Annotated in this window: 13 protein-coding genes; 5 read left to right on the plus strand and 8 right to left on the minus strand. The window is 63.2% G+C overall.

The window, feature by feature from the left end; genetic code table 11:
• Positions 1-123 precede the first annotated feature (123 nt).
• Positions 124-465 (minus strand): hypothetical protein, encoded by a 342-nt coding sequence (locus tag FV234_RS08985; RefSeq protein WP_147828795.1) that lies wholly within the window; start codon positions 463-465, stop codon positions 124-126.
• A 195-nt stretch (positions 466-660) separates the two neighbouring features.
• Positions 661-1,074 (minus strand): EF-hand domain-containing protein, encoded by a 414-nt coding sequence (locus tag FV234_RS08990; RefSeq protein WP_147752526.1) that lies wholly within the window; start codon positions 1,072-1,074, stop codon positions 661-663.
• A 205-nt stretch (positions 1,075-1,279) separates the two neighbouring features.
• Between FV234_RS08990 and FV234_RS08995 the strand changes: the two genes are divergently transcribed.
• Positions 1,280-1,780, plus strand: a complete 501-nt coding sequence (locus FV234_RS08995; RefSeq protein WP_147752527.1) for a peptide deformylase — start codon at positions 1,280-1,282, stop codon at positions 1,778-1,780.
• A gap of 86 nt (positions 1,781-1,866) precedes the next feature.
• A complete protein-coding gene (locus FV234_RS09000) occupies positions 1,867-2,280 on the plus strand; it encodes a hypothetical protein (protein WP_238272097.1) in 414 nt (137 codons plus the stop codon).
• Positions 2,281-2,316: 36 nt separating this feature from the next.
• Here the strand turns inward: FV234_RS09000 and FV234_RS09005 are convergent, their stop codons facing one another.
• Both FV234_RS09005 and FV234_RS09010 read right to left on the minus strand, forming a co-directional pair.
• A complete protein-coding gene (locus FV234_RS09005; RefSeq protein WP_147752529.1) occupies positions 2,317-4,479 on the minus strand; it encodes a TonB-dependent receptor in 2,163 nt (720 codons plus the stop codon).
• 114 nt (positions 4,480-4,593) lie between these two features.
• Positions 4,594-5,532: an AEC family transporter gene (locus FV234_RS09010; protein WP_147828796.1), complete on the minus strand. Its 939-nt coding sequence runs from the start codon at positions 5,530-5,532 to the stop codon at positions 4,594-4,596.
• 305 nt (positions 5,533-5,837) lie between these two features.
• On the opposite strand from FV234_RS09010, the gene FV234_RS09015 reads away from it, so the two are divergent.
• From FV234_RS09015 to FV234_RS09025, 3 genes are all read left to right on the plus strand, one after another.
• Positions 5,838-6,998, plus strand: coding sequence for a site-specific integrase (locus tag FV234_RS09015; RefSeq protein WP_147828797.1), 1,161 nt, complete (start codon positions 5,838-5,840; stop codon positions 6,996-6,998).
• Between the two features lie 174 nt (positions 6,999-7,172).
• Positions 7,173-7,478: a hypothetical protein gene (locus FV234_RS09020; RefSeq protein WP_147828798.1), complete on the plus strand. Its 306-nt coding sequence runs from the start codon at positions 7,173-7,175 to the stop codon at positions 7,476-7,478.
• Positions 7,432-8,241 (plus strand): tyrosine-type recombinase/integrase, encoded by an 810-nt coding sequence (locus FV234_RS09025; protein ID WP_147828799.1) that lies wholly within the window; start codon positions 7,432-7,434, stop codon positions 8,239-8,241. Before FV234_RS09020 ends, FV234_RS09025 begins: the two co-directional genes overlap by 47 nt.
• A 364-nt stretch (positions 8,242-8,605) precedes the next feature.
• On the opposite strand, the gene brxL is transcribed toward FV234_RS09025, so the two are convergent.
• The 4 genes from brxL to brxC are packed head-to-tail and all read right to left on the minus strand — an operon-like array spanning position 8,606 to position 19,945.
• Entirely contained in the window at positions 8,606-10,660 is a 2,055-nt protein-coding gene (brxL, locus tag FV234_RS09035) for a BREX system Lon protease-like protein BrxL (protein ID WP_147828801.1), read from the minus strand.
• Complete coding sequence (pglZ, locus tag FV234_RS09040; protein ID WP_147828802.1) at positions 10,660-12,993, minus strand: BREX-1 system phosphatase PglZ type B; 2,334 nt, start codon at positions 12,991-12,993, stop codon at positions 10,660-10,662. Before pglZ ends, brxL begins: the two co-directional genes overlap by 1 nt.
• Positions 12,990-16,484 carry an N-6 DNA methylase gene (locus tag FV234_RS09045; RefSeq protein ID WP_147828803.1) on the minus strand — a complete coding sequence of 1,165 codons (3,495 nt, stop codon included), beginning with the start codon at positions 16,482-16,484 and terminating at the stop codon, positions 12,990-12,992. The genes pglZ and FV234_RS09045 overlap by 4 nt, the downstream gene beginning before the upstream one ends.
• Positions 16,485-16,495: 11 nt before the next feature.
• Positions 16,496-19,945, minus strand: a complete 3,450-nt coding sequence (brxC, locus tag FV234_RS09050) for a BREX system P-loop protein BrxC (protein WP_147828804.1) — start codon at positions 19,943-19,945, stop codon at positions 16,496-16,498.

The following is a 19,945-nucleotide window of genomic DNA, read 5'->3' on the forward strand; positions in this document are numbered from 1 at the left end:
AAGCAGCGGCTCAATCACCGCCCACTCCGCATCCGTCAGGTCAAACCGCGCCATCCTCGGTCCTCCATTCGGAAAACCAACGACCCACCGCCCAAACCGTGCCAACCGTTATGGGTTCACGACCTAGTGGCAGGCGATGCCGGCCTTCTTCGGGCCGATCGCCTGGGCGAGGCGGCGGCCGACATGCAGCATCGCCTTCTCGACCAGGGCGAGCGTCGCCGCGTCGTCGTCGAGCTTGGCATATTCGTGGGCGACGATCAGGCCGTCGGCGATGCCTTCGAGCAGGCCGACCCGTTCGGCCGCCGGGTCGATCGCCTCGGGCGTCGGCGCCTCCGCGACCGGCGTCGCGCAGCGATCGAGGACCGCCTGCGAGGCCTCGACCGTCTTGCGGGTCTCCTCGATGATCTCGCGCATCTCGGCGACGAGCGAAGGCTGGACCGCGACCTTCGGGTGATCGATGCTCATGCTGTACCTGCCCCCACGACGACGGCAGATTGCATCCTGTGGTTGATATTCGTCAACAGAATTCGCATGCCGCGCGACTCGCACGGCCCATCGCGCGGCGTGAGCGCCGTCCGAACGCGAACGAGCCGCACCCGTTTCCGGGGCGGCTCGTCGGGGCCGTCAGCTTCGCGACCCCGCAGGGTCGCGCCGGGAGACTTACTTGATCAGCGTCAGCAGGGCCTTGCCGGCGGGGGACTTCAGCTCCTTGGCGTCGAGGGTGCCGTCGCCGTCCGGGTCGGCGGCCTTGAAGCGGTCGGCGACGGCGGCGAGGTATTCCTTCTTGTCGACCGTGCCGTCCATGTCCGGGTCGGCCTGCTTCAGGCCGGCGACGCTCAGGCGCCCCTTCAGCTCCTTCTTGTCGAGGGTGCCGTCGGAATCCTTCTCGAGGCGGTCGAAGGTCGCCGAGGCGGTGGCCTCGATCTCCTTCATGTCGACGGTGCCGTCGTTGTCGGTGTCGATCATCTTGACGGCCTGCGCGCCGCTCATCGGCTTGGCGAACGCGACCGGGGCGGCCAGGGTGGCGGTAGCCAGGACGAGGGCGGCGAAGCTGTTGGAAAGACGAAGGGTCATTGCCGAATTCTCCCGAAACGTGTTGCGCGAAATCCCTACGCGTGCCTCTTGCACCGCACAAGCGCTTTTTCGATCTCATCGCTGAGGTTGCCCCGCGCGCCTGCGGGGACGGCGGTGCGGACGGGAGCCCAACGCGGCATTCCCCGCGGCGTTGCGGTATCCCCTCCGAATTGCCCGTCCCCCCGAGCCGCGAGATCCCGACCCGATGGCCGCCCGTCCGCTGATCCTCTATCCCGACCCGCGCCTCGACCTGCCGTCGGAGCCGGTCGGGGCCTTCGACGCCGACCTGCGCGACCTCGCCCGCGACGTGACGGAGGCCCTCGATGCGGCCGCGGCGGCCGGGTTGACCGCCGCCCATCTCGGGGTGCGGCGGCGCCTCGTCGTGCTGCGCCCGGAGCCCGGTGGCGCGGCCACGGTCTACGTCAACCCGGAGATCGTCGAGCGCTCGCCCGAGCGCGCCACCGCCCGGGAGGGCAGCGTCTCGATGCCCGGCGTGTCCGAGCCGGTCGAGCGGGCGGCCACGATCCGGGTGCGGTTCCACGACCTCGACGGGATCGAGCGTGAGGAGGCGGCGGACGGGTTCCGGGCCGCCTGCCTCCAGCACGAGATCGACCAGCTCGACGGCGTGTTCTGGATCGCGCGGCTCTCGCGCGTGCGCCGGGAACGGGCGGTGAAGCGCTTCGCCAAGCTGCGGGCGCAGGCCTGAATCCGCCCCCGTCGCGACGCCCCGGGCCCCGAGCCGTGCGGCGCTCGCGGCCTTGGCGCGCTGCCGGGCTGCGCTTAGGAAGAGGGATGCGTCTCGCGATCCTGCTCGCCACGTCCCTGTCCTGGCTCGCCGTGTACGGGCCTGCCCGAGCCCAGGCGCCGGCCAGGCCGGCCAAGGCCACGGCCCCGGTGCAAGGGCCGGTCGCCGCGCCGGTGATCGCCTGCCCGTCCCTGGCGAACTACCGCCTCCTGCGGCGGGAGGCGCCCGACGAGGCCGCCGCCCTCGCGCGCCTGGCCGACGCCAAGGCCGAGCACCTCGGCTGCACGGCGTACCCGCGAGACCGGGTCGCGGCGTTGGCCGACCACGTCGCGCTCGGCGGCGCGCAGTACGATTGCCTCGCCCTGCAGGGCACCGCGGTGTGCCAGTGGACGACGGCCGGCGCCGTGGACCTGCCGGCGCCCAAGCCGAAGCCGGCCTCCCCCGACAGGCCCCGGCGCTGAGGCGTCGCCGGGCGGGGATCGCTTGCGTCCCCAAGATCAGAACCGTGCGGTCAGGAACACCCGGACGTTGCGGCCCGCGAGCAGGATCTCGTCCTTCTTGAACGACGCGGAGTTGCGGATGCGGTCGTCGAGGAGGTTGCGGCCGGCGACGCCCAGCGTCACCGCGCTGGCGCCGTAGACGGCCGGGTCGAGGGGCCGGGTGTAGCTCACCTCGGCGCGCAGGTCGTCGAAGCCCGGCGTCGTCGTCTCCAGCGGCGCGACCTCGGTGTGGGCGAAGGCGTGCAGCAGGAACACGCGGGCGTACCACCCGTCCGCCCGCACGAACGCGCCTCCGCCGACCCGGTGGGGCGGGATCCGCGGCACGTAGGTGCCGTCGTCGAACTGGGCGCGGACGAAGTCGTACTGCGCGTCGAGGCCGGCCCAGCCGTCGCCCACCGGGATCAGGTCGAGCTGCGCGCCGATTTCGGCGCCGGAGAAGGTGGCGTTGCGCTGCGAATAGACGATCTGCTGCAGGTCGTCGTCCGAGCCGCAGGAGGCGAAGGCGTCGCCGCAGCGCGTGCCGGTCTCGCGCTTGTAGATGAAGCCGGTGTAGCGGGTGACGTAGCCCGTCGCGTCGAGGCGCAGCGGCCCTTCCGCCCGGCGGATGCTGGCCTCGACGGTGCGCGCCCGCTCCTTCCTGAGGTCGGGATCGCCGATCTCGAAGGTCGCGGTCGCGTCGTGCGCCCCCCGCGAGTACAGCTCGAAGGCGGTGGGCGCGCGCTCGACGTAGGACCCGTTCAGGCTCGCGACGAAGCCGTAGGGCAGGTCCTGCAGGGCGCCGAAGCTGAGGCTCTTGGGCGCGAACCGGCGGCGGCGGCCGAAGGCCAGCGGGTCCTCGCCCGCCACCGGCAGGTAGTCTCCCGGAAACCGCGTCGCCGTGCCGGTGGAGCGGTCGCCCTCGATCCGCCCGGCTGCCTGGAAGCGCAGGCCGTGGCCGATGTCGAGCTGCTCGAACAGGTAGGCGGCGTTCGACCGGGAATCGGTCGGCGCCAGCAGGGTGCCCGCCTCGCCCGAGGTCCCGATCTCGCGCCGCCCGGCCTGGAGGCCGAGCGCGCCGGTCAGCGTGCCGAGGGCGGTGAAGACCGGCACGTGCTGCAGCTCGACGCGGCCCTCGGCCTCGCGGTTCTTGAAGGTCGCCTGCACCCCGTCGATCCCGTCCTCGCCGAGGCCGATCTCCTGGTGCTTGTAGACCGAGCCGCCGGCCCAGAACCGGATCACCTCGAACGGTCCTTCGAGCGGCCGATACTCGCCGCGGGCCAGCACCCGGTCCTGGTTCGGGTTCAGGCGCGTGCGGCTGTCGGCCGCCTCGCCGCCTGGGATCTGATAGAGCGCGTCGTAGTGGCTGAACGAGATCCCGACGAAGCCGCGGTCGCCGATCGCCGAGATGCCGACCGCGCCGCCCTGCGAGCGGTTGGCGGAGTTCGCCTGGAGGCCGGCGGGCGTGTCGTAGCTGTCGGCCCCGGTCCTGAAGCCGTCGGCGTGGACCGCGACGTTCTCCGAGCCCGCGTCGACCGTGCCGGCCACGAGCCGGCCGTTGTCGACGCTGGAATACCCGGTGGTGACCTGGCCGGCATAGCCCCGCGGCGGGATGAAGGTCGGCACGCGGTTGTTCTCGGAGGAGACCACGCCGCCGATCGCCTGGCTGCCGTAGCGCAGGGTCGCCGGCCCGCGGATCACCTCGATCCGGTCGGAGACCAGCGGGTTGATCGGCACGCCGTGGTCCTCGCCGAGTTCCGAGACGTCCTGGATGCCGACGCCGTTCTCCTGGATTCGCACCCGGCTGTTGTCGAGGCCGCGGATGATCGGGCGGCTGGCCGCGCCCGGGGCGTAGGTCGAGGCCGAGATGCCGGGCCGGTCCATCAGCGCGTCGCCGAGGGTGCGCGGCTGCTCGCGGGCGATCTGGTCGCGCGTCACCACCGTCACCGGCGAGAAGGTGTCGACGGCCACCGGCAGGATGCCGGCCGGCAGGCTCGCATCCGGCGGCGCCTTCGGACCGGGCTGGATCGGGCTCGCCGTGGTGACGCTGAGCTCGGATAGGGCGACCGCATCCTGCGCACGCGCCGCCGCCGGCAGCAGGCCGACGCCCAGAAGCGCCGCCCACAGTGTCGCTTGGACCGTCTCTTGAAGCGTCCCTTGGAGTATCCCTTGCCCGCTTCGCATCACGCCCCGTCAGATCACGTTATGATGTTACATTGCGTGAATGTAACATCATAACAAGACGAGATCGATGGCCGGGCGTCGCTCCCGGGCTGGGCGTTGCGGTGCGGCCACAGCTCAGCGGATGGCGGCGAGGTAGCCCGAGACGGTGAGGATCGAGACGACCGTCGAGACCAGCACGACGTTCAAGGTCACGGCGGCCTCGCGCCGGTAGAACTCGGCGAGCATGAACGGCCCGGTCCCGGTCGGCAGCACCGCCATCAGCACGGCGGTGTGGAGTAGGAGCGGCGGCAGGCCGAAGGCGCGGGCGAGGCCGTAGGCCAGCAGCGGATGCACCACGAGCTTGAGCCCGACGAGCAGGGCGGTCGCGGCGGCGGGCGGCGCGTCCCCGGTGCGCGGGCGGGCGAGGAAGAGCCCGAGCGCCACGAGGGCGCACGGGGCGGCCGACCCGCCGAGCAGCTTCAGGAAGGTCTCGGCGGGCGCCGGCACGGAGGCCCCCGAAAGCGGTACCAGCGCGCCGAGGGCGGGGGCGATCAGCAGCGGGTTGCGCACGAGCGAGCGGGCGACCTTCAGCACCAGCTCCGCGCGCCGGCCCTGTCCTTGTCCTTGCAGCCCGATCTCGATCAGGACGATGGCGACCGCGAACACCACGCAGACGGTCATGATCGCGGCGATGGTGGTGGGCGCGAGCGCCGCCGGGCCGAGCGCCACCAGCGCCAGGGGAAAGCCCATGAACCCGGTGTTGGCGTAGGCCGCGTTGAGGCCGTCGATCGCCGCGTCCGCGAGCGGCATCGGACGGCGCAGGCGGAACGCCACGGTGGCGGAAAAGACGATCAGGCTGCTCAGGCCGAACACCGCGATGAAGCCCGGCTGCCAGATCTCGGCCGCGTGGGTGTGACCGATCACGTCGAAGAGCAGGGCCGGCAGGGCCAGGTAGACGACGTACCGGTTGAGCTCGGCCGTGGCGCCGTCGCCGAGCACGTCGCACCGCCGCATCAGCCACCCCGCGAAGACCAGCGCGAAGATCGGCAGCACGACCATCAGGGTCGAGAACATGAGCGGGACCGCGTCCGGAACCAAGGTCCGGGCGTCCTAGACTCCACGGGCTCCCGCACCAAGGCGTGAGGCGCGCCATCGCGAAAGGCGGTTCGACGAGGGCGGGCGGGAGGACGCTTGGCGGAAGCGGATGTCCCACATACCAGGGTTCGCAGAGGTCCGCTGCGATCCGCCAGCATTTCTCATCTAACTGTTTTAATTGCGCTTTGTCGCTAAGACGGTCTGGTCGCGTTCGCCCAGATCCGCTACAATCCGTCGCTCGAGTTGGGGCCGCAGTTAGGGCCCGATAGTTCGACGGAGGGTTTGTGACGCGCCTTCTCAATCGCCTGAATGCACGGAAGGTCGCGTCCCTAGAGACCGTGGGCCGGCACGCTGATGGAGGAGGCCTCTATCTTTCAATCTCGGGCGACGGGCGTCGACGTTGGGTGTTCCTGTACCGCTGGCATGGGCGCCTGCGCGAGATGGGTCTCGGCATTCCGCGAGACGTACCGCTGGCTCGAGCCCGCGAGGCGGCGGCCCAAGCCCGCGAATTGGTTGCACAGGGCCAGGACCCGCTCGAAGTTCGCAGGACGTCTCGGACGGTCAAAACCTTCGGGACGGTCGCAGACGAATTCATCTCCACAATGCAGGTGCAATGGCGCAACGAGAAGCACGCGTCGCAATGGCAGAACACATTGCGAGAGTATGCAGGAACCCTGCACGCCTTGCCGGTCGACGCGATCGGCACAGAGGACGTGATGCGTGTTCTTCGCCCGATTTGGGCTGAGAAACAGGAGACCGCCTCACGTCTGCGGGGCCGCATCGAACGCGTGCTTGACGCAGCGAAAGCTCAAGGAATGCGCGCAGGCGAAAACCCAGCGCGCTGGCGCGGCCACCTCGACCTCCTCCTGCCTAAACGGCAGAAGCTGTCGCGGGGCCACCACAAGGCGATGGCCTACAAGGACGTCCCCGCCTTTTTACGGCGCTTACGGACAGCCACAGGTGTAAGCATCCGCGCGCTCGAGTTCACGATCCTGACCGCGGCCCGCTCAGGCGAGACCCTCGGGGCGCGGTGGTCGGAAATCGACTTCAATGCGGGCGTATGGACCGTGCCAGCTACGCGGATGAAGGCTGGCCGCGAGCACCGGGTTCCATTGGTCGGCCGGGCTATGGAGATCTTGCACGAGATGCAGGCCCTTAGCCGCGCCGAAAATCCCCACGTCTTCCCTGGTCAACGGCCAGGCAAAGGACTTTCTGTCATGGCCCTGGAAATGGTGATGCGCCGAGCCAAGCTGACAGAGACCCCGCACGGCTTCCGCTCTGCATTCCGGGACTGGGCTGGAGAGGAGACGGATTATCCTCGCGAGATCGCGGAAGCGGCGCTGGCACATCAGTCGGGCGATGCAGTCGAACGCGCGTACCGCCGGGGTGACGCTCTCGAGAAACGACGCTTAATGATGAAAGATTGGTATAAACACTGCTTATAGTTGATGGATCCGTTTTCGCCGTGAAAGAGCCGTAACTTGGCGCTTTGCGGTTCTCAGCGAACGTCAGCGGGTTCCTAATTCGCTCTGTAAGCAGCATCTTTCGTCCTTGCGGGTTCGCCGACGTCCGCCTACGCCTTTTCCGAACGATTTCCGTACGGAAGCGGGGAGGGCGCCGTGGCCCGCACAGTACGCAACGCCAAGCTCGACATACGTTCGAGGCGTGCCAAACTCGTGGTTCGGCTCGAGTTGTACTGGACCGTCATCTCGGCCGGTTGTGCCGTCGGCTACCGGCGCGGTGCCAATGGCGGTACGTGGGTCGCGCAGATGCGTGATAGCGCCAAGCAGCACGATGATGCGCTCGGCGCCGCCGACGACAACCGCGATGCTGACAGCCTGACCGTGTTCTCGTTCGCTCAGGCTCAAGAGCGGGCGCGTGTCTACTTCGCTCGGAAGGTGCGCGAGCTCGCTGGCCTCGATTGAGGAGGCGTTTGAAGTCCCCTGGACGGTTGCAACGGCGCTGACCGACTACCCTGCCGCGCGGGAGCGCCGCGGGTCGAAGGGCGTGCGGGCAGACCGCTACGCGGCTGAGGCACGCATCCTGCCGGCGCTCGGCGCATTCGAATTGACGGGGCTGACGACGAAGCGCATTCGCGACTGGCACCATGATCTCGCCGAGGCGCCGAAGCTACGGCGGACAGCGTCAGGGGTAGAAACACGACGTTTGGCCGCGGTCGATGCGACGGACCCTGAGGCTGTGCGGGCGCGGCGCGCGACAGCCAACCGCGTGCTGACTGTTCTGAAGGCCGCGCTCAACCATGCGTTTCAGAAGGGCAAGACCAACTCAGACGAGGCGTGGCGCCAGGTGAAACCCTACCGCGAGGCTGATGCGGCTAAGATCCGTTACCTCACCGCGGCCGAGTGCCGTCGCCTGCTTGAGGCCTGCGAGGGGGCCTTTCGCGATCTCGTGCGCGGCGCACTGGCGACAGGCTACCGGTACGGCGAACTCGGCCGGATCCGAGTGTCCGACTTCGACGCGCAGGCGCGCACCGTGGCGATCGCCAAGTCGAAGCAGGCCAAGCCACGACACATAGCGCTGAGCGACGAAGGGGCCGCCTTTTTCGCCGTGCTCATCACCGAGCGCCCGAGGACCGCGCTGATCTTCTGCCGGACCGACGGAGAAGCCTGGGGAGCCTCACACCAGCAGCGGCCGCTGATTCGAAGCCTCGGCGCGGGCAGGCCTTGAGCCACCGTGCACCTTCCACATCCTGCGCCATACCTCTACGCCAGCGCGTTGGCTATAAAAGGCGTGCCGATGCGCGTTATCGCCGATCAGCTCGGACACGCAGACACGCGCGTCACCGAGAAACACTATGCCCACCTCACCCCGTCCTACGTGGCTGAAGCGGTCCGGCATGCCCTCCCAGCGCTCAGCTTCGCCTCAGCCTCCATTTTGTAAATTGAACAGCTTAGATTTCATGTTCGTGAATTAAATCACAACGAAATAAAAGATGCTCACGCTTATGAGAGCGCGCTCGAGGTCGACCTCTGATATAGACGTGACAACCTCTCCGCCTAGGCTAACTCGCGCAAGTCAGCTGGCTAAATTACTACTCATTAAGTGCTTTGAAAACCGCGTCAACACCATCCTTATAGAACTCGATGCTGATCTTCGTCCAAAGATCATCGGGAAGATCATTTAATTGACGACGTGCGGACACCGGCATGAGGAGCGTCTGGGCCTGCTTATCGATTGCGAGTTCAGCAATCTGTACAGCGTTGGGAATCATCTCGATCGATCCACCGAGATTCAGTGCACCCGCGACGATGATTCCGCCACGTGTGTTGCGGCCGAGCAACCCGCCACACAGCGCAATCAGGATTGGGACGCCCAGGCCCACACCAGATTTGTCGACGTCCATGGGCCGCATCTGGATTGAAAACTCTACTTCACGAGGATTCCGATCCCCGACTAGCTCCTTCGATCTCGTGTAAAGGTTCTGCTCGCCGACCCGCACGCTTTCGCGAAACGCCGGAGGAGTCGGCTGATTGAGAATCTTGACGCCACTACCTGATCCAGAAGTCACCTCAATTCGATACAATCCCGGGCCTGCCTCGCCAGGCCCAAGGCTAACACCCCAGACTTGCCCAGACGGAAGCGGATCGCTTTCAATTGCCTCATCACTGTGCAGCTCGGGCGTCGAGACGAACTGCTCTATTCCTTCCGCCCCTAGAATATAGCTGAAGTGGGTGTTCCGGAATTCACTCTTGAACACCCGCCTTTGCTGCTCTTTGACGCGCCGGCGGGATTCTAACGCCACACGAACTATCCATTCGAGGTCGTCATCCGAAATGGGCAATTCTGGATTTGGAAATAGGAGCTTTGTCAGTCCGCTCACTGTCTTGTTAACGGCCTCTATATCTCGACCGCTGAGTGCGCCGCCGAGATGCACGCGCCCTTGCATCACCGAGACGCGGTTGCTGTTTCGCAGGCGGCTCCAGCACTCGCTGAGAAAATCGCTCACAAGACCAAAATGATCGGTCAAATGGTCGTTCGGGTTCAGCTTTGGATAGTCCCAGCCCGGCGCATATGCGTGAATTCTATCCATAAAAGCTGTATCATCACGCATTTCGGGAGGCAGCGGACTTAGAAGGTGCGCGATTCTCTGCTGCTGCTCGACATCAACGTCGAGATTACCGACCATCACAATGCCGCCTTCGGCGCGAATATTTTCCTTGCCACGACTGAACTGGCCTGACGCCATGTATCCTTTCATTATGTTGACGCCGTCCTTCTGATCGAAGGAAACTCCAGATACTTCATCGAAGCACACGACATCGTATTGACAAACGAGGCCTCGTTGGCCGCTTGCGTTGTTCACGAACATCTTGGCGACAGTCGCCTTGCCGCCTGAGATTAGGTGAGCGTAGGGCGAGATCTGCTGAAACAGGTGACTCTTGCCGGTGCCGCGTGGGCCAAGCTCGACCAGATTGTAGTTGCGCTCGACAAACGGGATCATCCGCAGCAACGCGACACGCTTTGCCCGCTCAGAGAATGCGTGGGGTTCAAGCCCTATTGAACGCAACAGGAAGTCGATCCACTGCGCCGTGCCAAAGCTTCGCCGGGCCTCCCCATAAACGTCGAGCACGTCTGACTTGGACATTTGGATCGGGCGCAGGCCGTCGATCTTGAAGGGACGCCCGCCCTTTTCCTGAGCAATGATTCCGTCATAGGTCAGCGTGACCTCGGCGTAGAAACCGTCGGTCAGCATGCGCTCATTGTCGCGAACTAGCTGATCTTCGATTCGAACATCCCGCAGCGTCAGACTTGGCAGTTCCGCAACATAACAATCGTTTTTGGCGTCCAGCCGCGCACGAACAATGTCAATGATCTTAATAAATCCCGCCTCTCGAGCGCGCGCCTTAAACAGCTCTTCGTCGCCCGTTCTAACGGTGCGATCCTTAAGCTGTTTCTCAACAATTTGCAGCCCTTCAGCGATTTCGCCTTCGTTGACGCTAGCGCAATAGCGGCCAAGTAGGAACTCCACGACGTACGTCGGAACTGGATACTGGCGCGCGTACTTCCGGACCAAGTCTTTTCGGACGATGTATCCGTCAAACACCGAAGCCGCCAATCGATCTAGATCATCTAATGCCGCGCTCATTAATTTTCTCCGACGGTGGTCGGCCTGTAGTCGAGCACCCGCCCTGATACGTCGAAGACGACAACTGATACAGCGGCTCCTTCGTATTTATCATCCGAGACAGCTAAGCTCGTTCCATTGCCTGCTGCGAGTTCTTTCGCCGACGCCGCAATGCTAGATGTGGCTTGCTTAAAGTTGAGCCGCAGATCGACCATGACGCTTGGCGCATTGGTACGAACGGTAACGCGGCACCGCATCCCGCGCCAAGTTATTTCGGTGATAGTCGCCGCCGTTGCTTCCTTACCGCCCTCGACGATCATATCAGGAGTGACGCATTCCTGAAGACTGACGCCGCCATGGGCGTATTCAGTGTTCGCCATGAACGCGCCAACGCCTGGAGGCGACGCGATCCGAAGAACCGGATTCCAGTACCAGGGGTAGGTCGGCACCGCCAGCGTCGAGTGTCCCTTGACGGCCGCACAGCGCGCCCATTTGGTCGCCACGAGATGCGGCGAAAGATTGACCTTCGGCAGACCACCGGGGAGCAGGAGCCAGCCGTGGTCCGTCACGACCCGCACACGGGTCCAGCCAGAGCTCAAGAGTGAGGTGACGCGATCGGCGAGCGCATCGATCTCGGGATCGATCTGCCGAACGAGAAGCGCTTGAAGGGAGTGACCCAGCGCATCAAGCTTGCCGCTCTCCGTCCAGCCACCGCCTTCCCTGCCAACCCCCGTGGTCGATTGGTCGGCGTTGAGGACTTCGACACCGACGCGCGCCATCGTATCGCGCAACCTTGACGCATTGGCGGCCTGCCCGCTGGCAGCAATTGCCGGCGCGAAGTCCTCAGCGTCCGGCTTTCCGGCGCAGGCGCCATGGGCCGGTGAAGCGACCGGTTTTGCTGTTGCGGTGACAGTTGGAAAGGGTGCAATCCGGTGTGACATGCGCACCCGGAATCCTTGAGCCTCCAGACGTTCCTGCAATACGGCACCCACGTCGAAGCGCAAGCCATCGGCGAACACCACACATGTGTCGCGCTCCGCGTTAACGGCGGTTGTCAGCTTCGCGGGATCGACGCCCGGTGCGGAAAGCAATTCCTGGAAGCGCCGGGCGGAGCGATCGAGCCAGGGCTCGTAGAGTGCTCGCACCACCTTGGTGACCAAACCGCTCTGGGCGCCGACTGTAATCACAGCCAAGGCTTCCATAGCCGCGCGATCGCAGCGCCAGCCGCTTGCCGCATAGTCGGCCGCCATTGCTTCGGCACTCGCGCCACCGAGTGTCGTTTTGGCGGCCTTTGCGAGACGGCCTAATGGTTCCAACGCCAGAGCGTAGGGGCTTTCGCCTAGCTGCGCCCAAACCCAGCCGCGCCGTTCTTTGTGTTCGATTTCTAGCGCCACAACCATGTCGCAAGCTTCCGCATGCGAAAGAGTCAGAAGCACTTCGAACGCCTTACGAAGCTTATCTTCCTGCTCCGCGTTCAGCCCCGGCCGACGCGAATGATCGGCAAGTCCGAGTAGGTCGCGCGGGCGCGCTTGACGAAGGGACGCAGAGACACCCGGATAGAGGCGCGGCACATCACAGAAGCGTTGCCAGACCTCATCCCACTTTCCACCGCCGTGCAGGAGGGCATCGGCCGCGGCTTGCGTGCCATCGCGCTCGGGATCGACGCTGAACAGACGCAGGCAAATGTCGCGGAACGTGGCCCAGTGATTGGCGTCGCAACGGGCCTGGAAAGCTTCGGTATCGCTCAGCCAGATCAGGAGATCCCGAACCGGATCGCCGATCGCCAACCGGTCGAAGTCATCAGCCTCTAACCGCCGGCCGCGGAGGCCGGCAACGGGTTCGTTGGCCATAAGCGGCAGAGCGCGAAGCATCGAGTCGCGAGTGCGCTTGTCGCGCGCGATATCAAGCCCCAGCGCGTCGTCTGATGTTAGGAAGGCTTCGACGGTCCAGTCGCGCCCGTTGCGCTGGTGCCAGACCGCGCCACGATATTGGAGTTCGATCAATGGCTGGAGATGGGTGGGACAATCGCCGGCCGCGCGCAGGTCCTGCCTGCTGATCTTGGGAAGGTAGAGGATGGGGACAACGCCCTCGGGCGGCGAGACCTCCGGCAATGTCCGCTCCACGACGCAACGAAGCCAGATCACCGGGCCGTTCCGCTCCTTGGGCGCGAAAGCGCCCAGCACGTAAAGGTGCGGCAGCACCTTTCGCAGTGTCGGGATTAGAGGGCCCCAATGCCCATCGGCATCGGTCCATAGCAAAGCCACCGGCGGCGCGACGCCGTCGGGCGACCGCAGCGCGTGGCCAAGCGAAGCACAGATCGCATCGATCAGCGTCTTCGATGCGACATCGGTCAAGACTTCGCCCCTGATTTGGTTCGGAAGCGATCCCGCGCTGTATGCTTCACGATGCGGCTTAAATGGAAATCATTCCAACGGTTGCCATCGAATGTCGCTCCGCCAGCAAAATCAATCGTCGCCTCATCCCAACCCCAGAACCAGGGATAATTGGTTTTGTCGCGGATGGGTTCCTTGCCACGGTCCTTATCCCATTTGATTTTCGGGACGCTGCGCAGGATGCAAGCGGTGACGCCACGGGCATTCAGCGTACGCGCGACCATGAAAGGCCGAATATTCATCCGTATGCCGTCGTTAATATCGGGGTCCCAGCCAATTGATTGCTCGTGAAGAGGTTTCCACCGGACGAAAATGTCGTAAGGCGGCTCGCCGCTCAGAATTTTGATAAGTTCCGCCTTGAGATGCTCGGCATGTGCTAGGCGCGCGTCGGCACCTTCGACGCCCGCCGTCTGGTCGGCGCGCTGGCGGTCGATCCAGTCGCCGAGATAGGAATAAATCAGCTTCTCAAGCGTCCGCCGGCCTTCACCATTCGGCGCGGCGAGACGGTGGTAGTTCACTAACGCATGGAAACCGTCACGCCGCCCGTCCCATATATGCCAGATGAACGGACGCTGATGGAACAGCTCGCAGTGTTGAGTGAAGAAACCATCGCGCAGCCAGTCATCGAGAGACTTACCAGCATAGTTAGCATCGTGAAGCAGCCCGGCGAGTCTTGCCGCAGACCAACGGGCACCAAAGGCATCAGCGAGAAGCGCGTTTAGTCGCTGTTCGGCCGGCGGCTCGCCCTTCAAGGCGGTAAGGCAAACGATGCCATCCTCATCAGCATCGAGGCCATCTGGATCTAATACCGGGCAATCCAAGAAACTGCCACCATATTGCCGCGGCCAAACGTATCCAAGCATTCGACAAGTCGCGACGAGAAGCGAACTGCCGCCGGTCTTCGGATGGCCGTCAAATAACCATTGGGTCGGGTCAACCGATGAAGGGACTGGAAAACCATTTGGAAAGCGCGTCTTCGCGACTTCTAGCCACTTCTCCAACTCGAAGGGGACCTTCACAAACGTTGCATTTGTAACAGCCAACGATCGATCAAGCTGCCGCACGGAATCATGAAAATTCTTCGACATCACAAATGATGCAATCGCGAACAGATGCTCCTCGCGCTTTGGCACAATCACGGAACTCGATTGGTCGTACATGTCCCCTACGAATAAGCTTGCGGGCAGATCGCGCATCTGTCTGACGATTACCCCACGTTTGTTCCACGCTTCACGCCCTTTTACATAAGCCTGCTCACTAGCAGCCAGCGGCCCTGTTCCGTTGTCCCATTTGATAATCGCGTGACGACCCGCAAAATCTGCCGTCTTCTCAGGAGGCATTTGAAATACACTCCAGCCGTCAGTCACACTGGGTTGCTCCCAGAAATTCTGAATCCAACGGGGAGTGTCGCCGTTCTGAAAGCCCACGTAGACGTCCGCAAAGTCAACGAGACGACTGCTAGCGCCTTGGGTGCGTATCGTGATCCTCTGATCAGGGTTTTGAACCTGCGCCAATTGGGTCGAAAGGTGCATCTCGCCCGTCTGGAGTGCTTGCACTTTTCCGTCTATGGTGGGCGCTTTTAGCGCGTCGATCGCATATATTGATTGGCCAGGCGAAGCGATGTGATTGTTTGCTATCAACAGACAAGCTACGGGCCCGCGGTCGCCAAAGCTCTGCCACGCCTCCTCTCCGAGAGTAACGATAACGTTCAAGGTCTTTGAATCGAGAAGGTCCACTCTCATCCGCCTATAACTGCCTAGGTACCACCAGTTCTGCGGTGACACGAGAGCCAAGCTGCCATTATTCATAGCAGATTGGAAGCAACGTTCGATAAAACACGTGGCTATATCGGTCTTCGCGCCGGCGTGAAATTTGTCACAATAAGCCCTTATAACTTCATCCTGTTTGCCCCTCCCTAAATAAGGGACATTTGTAGAAACTAAGACAAAGTTTTTATTTAGCAGCTGTGCTGCCTTCGCCATTCCTTGCGCTGCGACCGCCATCTCTCTCGCATCATCTGTATCAGCGGCGGTCATGATCGACGTCAGTAGCGGCTCCAGTTTATCGAAGCCTGCACGGAAAATATCTGCGCCCGCTCGGCGCGGATCAATCAAGCTACCGAGCCATGGCGCCCTGGCGAAGAGGTCATAAAGTGCTTCAAGGCCGTTCTTGATGCGCTCTTCGAGTCCGACTGTCAGGAGGTTCGTCTCGACGCCAAGCAGGTCGCGCTTCGCCGCCGGGTCTGCAGCAGTCACCGCCTTCTCTGCGAGCTTCAGCCATTCCGCTTTGGTTACGCCGATGGCAAGCCCCGAACACGCGAGGTTAAGCTGTGGCAGCGGGCGATGGCCGACCTTCCGCCACGCCGCAAAAGCGAGGTTGAACGCCGCAATCTGCGTGCAGCGCGGGTCGATCTCCAATCCAAACAGATTGTCCTTCAGCGCAGCATTGACGGCTGCAGCCCGCGACAATCCTTCTTCCGCAATGCGGAATTCGACGAGGATCGGTAAGGCGAAGACGAGGAAGTGCCCTGAACCCATGCAGGGATCTAGCACGGTTAAATCCTTAGCCGCCTTCGGCCAGCCTTCAAATACACCGGCGGCGGGACGCCAGGCTCCCTCCGTTCCGTCTTCGGCTGTGTCGCGGACAAAGCGCAGATAGGTCCAGTCGATGTCACCGGCGCTGCAGGCGGCGCGCAATGCCGCCTCGTCACGTGCAGACGTGGCGAGGCCCGTATTGCTCGCGAGCACCTTGCCTGCCCACCAGGCGCCGAGTGTGTTGTGGAGCAGAAAGAGGACCATATAATCCTCGGTGAAGAGTTGCGTGACCGCCGGCAGCTCTTCTGCGCCAATCTTCACCTCAGATTTGTTGACTTCATCCTTTTTTTCCGATTGCCAGAACTGGTAGACCCAGCCAAGACTATCATCGGCCTCGAATACTGGCTTAGTCAGGCCATTGAGTAGATCCTCCATCTCGGATCGCGTTTCCGGCGGCAGCGCGATTTCCAGGACGGGATCGTCGCTGCGGAAGATCTGCGGCAGCATCCGCTCGGCGAAGTCACTGACGAGCGGCAGCCAATCGGTCGCCTTCTCGCGGGCGAGTTCCTGCACCTCATCCAACGTGATGGCCATGCCGGATTCCGGCTCGATCAGCAGGTCCGTTTCCGCAAGGAATCGCGCGAACAGCATGCGATGCCACTGCTCATAGGCGCACTCCTGGACCAGACGGGTGGTCGTCTGCACGCCTTTTGAGTCGCGCCGATCATCCAGCTGCCGGCCATGGGCGCGCAGGCGATTGCGCAGCGCACGTTGCTCGGTCGTCAGGTGTTTCGGCGCCTCCGCTTCTCCGACGCCGATTTGCTCAACCGCCTTGCGGACGCCGGCCTCAGCGACACGCCGCGCCTGCTTGACGGCTTTTTCGAGATCCTTGCGGAGGGTTCGTTCCAGCGACGCCATGCCGTCTGTCCTTAATTCACGAGCACCGGACCGTCGGCGATCTTCGCCAGGAGCGCCACCTTTTGCCGATGGACCCAAGCCTCAATTTCAGACGCATCGCGCAGCGTCGAACGCTCCAGCGTCACGGTCTGCACCTTGGGCTCAAGAAGCCGCGCGGCTCGCTCGATGGCATGGTTGATCCGGCCGGCGATAGCGTCGATTTCGGCCTGGATGTTGGACAGCGGCTTGCGGTCCAGCGCGTCGGCCAATGCCTCGTCCGTCGATACATCTGGCGTTGTGGGAGCCGAGAGGCCCACGACCGCTTTGATACTATTCTGGTCGTCAGGTTGCAGTTTCGCCCATACGCTGTTGGCCGCCAACGCCGTATTGGCCGCCGCGAACGCCGCTTCGTGCGCTGTCTGACTCTTCTGGACAGCGTCGCGCAAAAGACCGGCAATCGCTTGGCGCGCCCCATTCGCGGGATCGGAGGCTTCGAGAAGAAGGCGATGTGACCGGATCGCGCCGATCTGATCGAGCTGCGATTTCGCCTCGGGGATTTCTATAGCGTGCGTCGCAAGGCGCTCCAGAATGTTCCAGGCGGGAAGACGCTTGGCAACAAGATCGCGCGTTGCGCCCCAAGCCTTAATTCGGTGTTCCCAATCCGTCGCCTTGTCCTTGACGGCGACGAGCTGCTCGTTGCCGACCAGCCGCTGGATGTCCTCGATCTCTGTCGTCGCTGGACCGATGGGAACTGGCGCCTCGCCACTGGCCGCCTTAGCCAGCGCAATTAGCCCGGACAGGAATTCACCGGCCCGCATAGTTTCCTCACCGCTCTTGCAGGACACACTGAGGGCCTGGAACAGCTTGCGGAGAATCAAACGGTCGCCGACCGAGAGCGTCGCGTGTTCGACGCGGAATTCGGCCTTGGCAATCTTGTTCTGGTCGAGTTGCCCCACGGGCACAACCTGCCCGTTCAACGTTGCCGTGATGTGCTGTAGCCGGTGGAGGGCAATCAACGCGGCGTCAACCGCATCGCGAGGCCAGCCGAAAGTCGACCCGCCCAGCGCCTTGCGCACGTCCGAACCGGACTTGCCAGCGCCGATCGTGGTAATGACCTGCTGACAAACTGCATGCTTCTCGGTGCTGTCGGTGTGACCCGTCGGCTGGAACGGGTGGTCCGCGCCTTCCCGGGCGCGCTTGATCACCGCTTCCCAAGCGCCCGAGTCCGCGTCCTTAAAGCGTGGGAACATGCGAACAAGCGAGGCGTCTGTCGTGATCTTGATGCGCTCGTCGAGCGCAGTCAGAAGGACTTCACCGCCCCCCCCCTGAAAGACCTTCGTGTTCGCGACAACGTCCCGGATCAGCCGGTCACGATCGCCGCTCGCACGCACGCGGCGGCTGTCCATACTCTGACGCGCCTCCTGCCCTTCGGCGGTTGTCGGGTTGCCCTTGGCGTCGAGGGTTTGCTGCGTTGCATCGGCCTCAACGATCAAACGGCGAAGATCGTCGGCGGACTGCCGGGGGATAAACACGAACAAGATCGGGCTGTCTGTGCCCGCCGTGCGCGCGGCATCAACAATATCTTTCTCCGAGCACGACCACCCGTCACGAATCCAGATCGGGACGCTGCTTCCATCGGCAGTGGGCGCCGTCTGCTCGCGATGAATGAGAAATTGCCGGGGCTCCTTGGCGGCGCCCTGGATCACCTTGATCGCGCGCACCCTTCGGTCGATCTCGCCGTAGAGGAGCTGGTCGCGCTTGAACTGGATCGCCGCGTCATCATTGTTCAGCTTGGTCTGGCGATTACGGAACTCGCGATCCCATTCACTACCCTCGCGGGTCTGGAGCCGATACTCATCCCCGACCGGCATGAGCACGCCTTGGTGGGCGAGCTTCTTCAGGGTCGCCTCAACCTCGGACCTAAACTTTCCATTGTCTGCAGAAAGGTCGTCGATCAGCAGATCGGCCAGATGATCCTTGGTGGCGCGCAACCCGATGTCAGCCCCACCTTCCCGCTTCAGTTTGCCGATAAGGAAAACCAATCCGCAGATTCGCTGTGCCAACACGCCGTCAGTGCGACCAACCTGAATGATCCGCTCGTTGATCTCACGCAGAAGAACGCCAGTATTGACCATCTCTGGCGCCAGGGCTTCAAACAGTTCGTCGGCCGCAACAATCGCTCCCAGAGGCCTCTCGGAGATCTTGGCAACCGCGTCATGGATGATACGCAACTGCGAACGCAGCTGGCTGCTCGTGCCGGCAGCATCGATCTGGCGGAAACAGTTTTCCCAGAAGCGGCGGCGAACGGGCAGCAATGGGTAGTCATCAACGATCACGGCGCGGTCTTCGACGACTTCGCCGATCCGGGTGCCTTGCAGTTGGCGCGATACTTCGCCAGCATGCGTATCAAGCAGCCTACGAACGTCGCCAATAGCCGTTGGCTTCTTTTGCAGCAAGACCCTTCGAGTGACGGTTTCCACTTCAGCATCGGAAAGCGGAACGCGGATGGTGAAGCGATCCATCAGCTTCTGCAGCAAAGGAATATCCGTAAGAGCACTCTGGCCCGCCCCGACGATAATGACATGACTGTCTAGCTGTTTCGAAACAGCCTCGGCAACCTCGGTTACGAGAACCGATCGATCGTTCGAGTCACCGATATACTGCTGCACCTCGTCGAGCACGAGCAGGGCGCAGGGCACACGACCGTCGCGGCCGGCCAGTCGCAGCGCTTGCTTCGCCACCCGAAGGAAATCATCTGTGGTGATGTCCGATTTCTGCGGAGGAAATTGTGCCTTCAGCAGCTGTTTTGCCTCGGCCTCGCTGGCAGCGAACTGACTGTCAGATTCCATCAAGGCTCGCGCGATGGGGCCGCTGACATAGAGATCGTTGAGCTCCCGCTCGAACGCCTTGCCGCCCCTTTCTATCGCCGCCTTCACTTTTTCAAACAGACCTTGCGACTGAAGCCACAGGCAAAACCGTGCCTGCGGATATTGATCTGGCAGTCCGACCGCTCGAAGAAGGATCGAGAGAATGGTCAGACGAACGTTGTCAGTCGTTCCGCTTGGCATAGCGCCTGCGGCCGCGATCAGGCCGCCCGCGCGCTTGCCGGCGGTATCCAGTTCGCGCAGCAGTTCCCTTAGATCTTCCGGAATTGACGGAACAAGGCTGCGCGCCGTGGCACCGTCCGAGAAACGTGTGTCCTGCCAAAGATGGCAAAGCATTTTTAGAAGATGGGACTTTCCGCTTCCAAAGAAGCCGCTAACCCATGCCCCGCGTTGGCTCGTCTTTCCGCTATTGTCGAGAAATGATTGGACGATCTTCTGGATGCCGTCGGCATACTGCCCTTCGCAGACGAAAGTTTCGAGTTCGCCGCGAAGTTCGGCTTGTGATTTTTCATTACGATTATCAGATATGCGCGCCTGGCCTTGGTTTACGAGAGGATGAACGGCGGGATCGCGGAGCAGCGTTTCTTTGATCTTCAT

Source organism: Methylobacterium sp. WL8, from assembly GCF_008040045.1.
Taxonomy (GTDB): Bacteria; Pseudomonadota; Alphaproteobacteria; order Rhizobiales; family Beijerinckiaceae; genus Methylobacterium; species Methylobacterium cerastii.

Bases quoted from the DNA above. Each gene is read 5' to 3' on its own strand.
- FV234_RS08985 (WP_147828795.1), bottom strand. From the start codon at position 465: ATGAGCATCGATCACCCGAAGGTCGCGGTCCAGCCTTCGCTCGTCGCC.
- FV234_RS08990 (WP_147752526.1), bottom strand. From the start codon at position 1,074: ATGACCCTTCGTCTTTCCAACAGCTTCGCCGCCCTCGTCCTGGCTACC.
- FV234_RS08995 (WP_147752527.1), top strand. From the start codon at position 1,280: ATGGCCGCCCGTCCGCTGATCCTCTATCCCGACCCGCGCCTCGACCTG.
- FV234_RS09000 (WP_238272097.1), top strand. From the start codon at position 1,867: ATGCGTCTCGCGATCCTGCTCGCCACGTCCCTGTCCTGGCTCGCCGTG.
- FV234_RS09005 (WP_147752529.1), bottom strand. From the start codon at position 4,479: ATGCGAAGCGGGCAAGGGATACTCCAAGGGACGCTTCAAGAGACGGTC.
- FV234_RS09010 (WP_147828796.1), bottom strand. From the start codon at position 5,532: ATGTTCTCGACCCTGATGGTCGTGCTGCCGATCTTCGCGCTGGTCTTC.
- brxL (WP_147828801.1), bottom strand. From the start codon at position 10,660: ATGAGCGCGGCATTAGATGATCTAGATCGATTGGCGGCTTCGGTGTTT.
- FV234_RS09045 (WP_147828803.1), bottom strand. From the start codon at position 16,484: ATGGCGTCGCTGGAACGAACCCTCCGCAAGGATCTCGAAAAAGCCGTC.
- brxC (WP_147828804.1), bottom strand. From the start codon at position 19,945: ATGAAGATCAAAGAAACGCTGCTCCGCGATCCCGCCGTTCATCCTCTC.